Origin of the sequence: Nocardia sp. NPDC051981 (genome assembly GCF_040680715.1) — a bacterium.
Lineage (GTDB): Bacteria > Actinomycetota > Actinomycetes > Mycobacteriales > Mycobacteriaceae > Nocardia.
The window spans coordinates 1-1128 of record NZ_JBFAXK010000080.1 but is presented as its reverse complement, the minus strand read 5'-3'; the positions used below and the strand labels follow the sequence as shown (position 1 = coordinate 1128).

Annotated in this window: 2 protein-coding genes; one reads left to right on the top strand and one right to left on the bottom strand. The window is 58.9% G+C overall.

Going from position 1 to position 1128, the window contains the following annotated elements; all coding sequences use genetic code 11:
- Window positions 1–242 precede the first annotated feature (242 nt).
- Complete coding sequence (locus AB0L60_RS42485) at window positions 243–836, bottom strand: hypothetical protein (RefSeq protein WP_364626673.1); 594 nt, start codon at window positions 834–836, stop codon at window positions 243–245.
- Here AB0L60_RS42485 and AB0L60_RS42480 point away from each other — a divergent pair.
- Window positions 819–1128, top strand: a 310-nt coding sequence (locus AB0L60_RS42480; RefSeq protein ID WP_364626671.1) for a hypothetical protein, incomplete at its 3' end; no start/stop codon positions are given. The two genes, AB0L60_RS42485 and AB0L60_RS42480, sit on opposite strands and share 18 nt — an antisense overlap.

Here is a 1128-nt window from a genome sequence, read left to right as displayed (position 1 = left end):
GATGGGTGTGACAGGCCGGGGCGCTGGATGCCTCCATCGGTTTCGGCACAGACACAAGATTATTGGCTGTCACATGCTCGGTCATCGGCAATAGCGTGCACTGCTGGCGGCCGTACGGCGCTCTGCCCGTTGCTCTTCCGATGCCCAGCGCTGGCCGGTTCGGTCAGCGCGGTATGCGGCATGACCGGATGGTTGCGATCCAATCACCGTGCCACCCGGCATGCTGCTACGAAGATTGGGCGTCAGTAAAAGAACCAGACGAGACCCCGACGCTCTCGCAGGCACTCATGTGCCCACTCTGATAGTTCGGTGACGGTATCGAGCACGTCATCATCGACATCCGCCGACAAGGCCGGTTTCAGCTCGTCCCGCAGCTCGGTCATCACCTCGAAGTCGATGCAGCCAGCAATCGGGTACGGAAACGCGCTGGGCAGCGGCAAGTCGTCTCCAGCCACGAAGTACTCACTTGGCTCGCATGTCACACCGACATCGTCGAGTGCTTCCTCGACCTCGCTGAGCCACTCGGAACTCATGTCGTATTCGTTGTCCAACGGCTTGCCGTAGTGCTCACACATCTCCTTGAAGACGTAGATGTAGATCGCGGCGTCGTTGGAGAGATTGGCCACGCCATCCAGGTAGGCGGGCTCCATGATCATCTTCGTCAACGCTTGCCGGGCCGGAACTAGGTTGCCCCATCCTGCGGCTTCAGCATCCAGACGATCGAGTCCACTCGCAATCTGAGTTGTCAACTGCTCCAACAACTCACAGTCACCACTACCGACCATCCGACGAAGCGCCTCCAGATCGACGCTGTAGGCATGCATATCGGCACCCACGATTACCCCATCCCTTCAAACACTGAGCCAGACCGTAACACTCGCTGCCGACACGGCCTGTTCAGACAGCGTCCGAACCCTTCTGCGGCCCTGCATATTCAGGTCCAGGGTGCGCAACCCGGCATCGATTCACACCTCCGTGGTTCTTCACGCCAGGTCGGGAAACACAGCACACCTGAGTTCCAGATGTACGAAACTCGGCATGATGGTGCGTTTGGTGATCCTGTCGATGGATCCGAGATGGCCTTGATCCGTGAATCTTTCGAGGCGTTGTTCCTGGCTGAGTCGATCC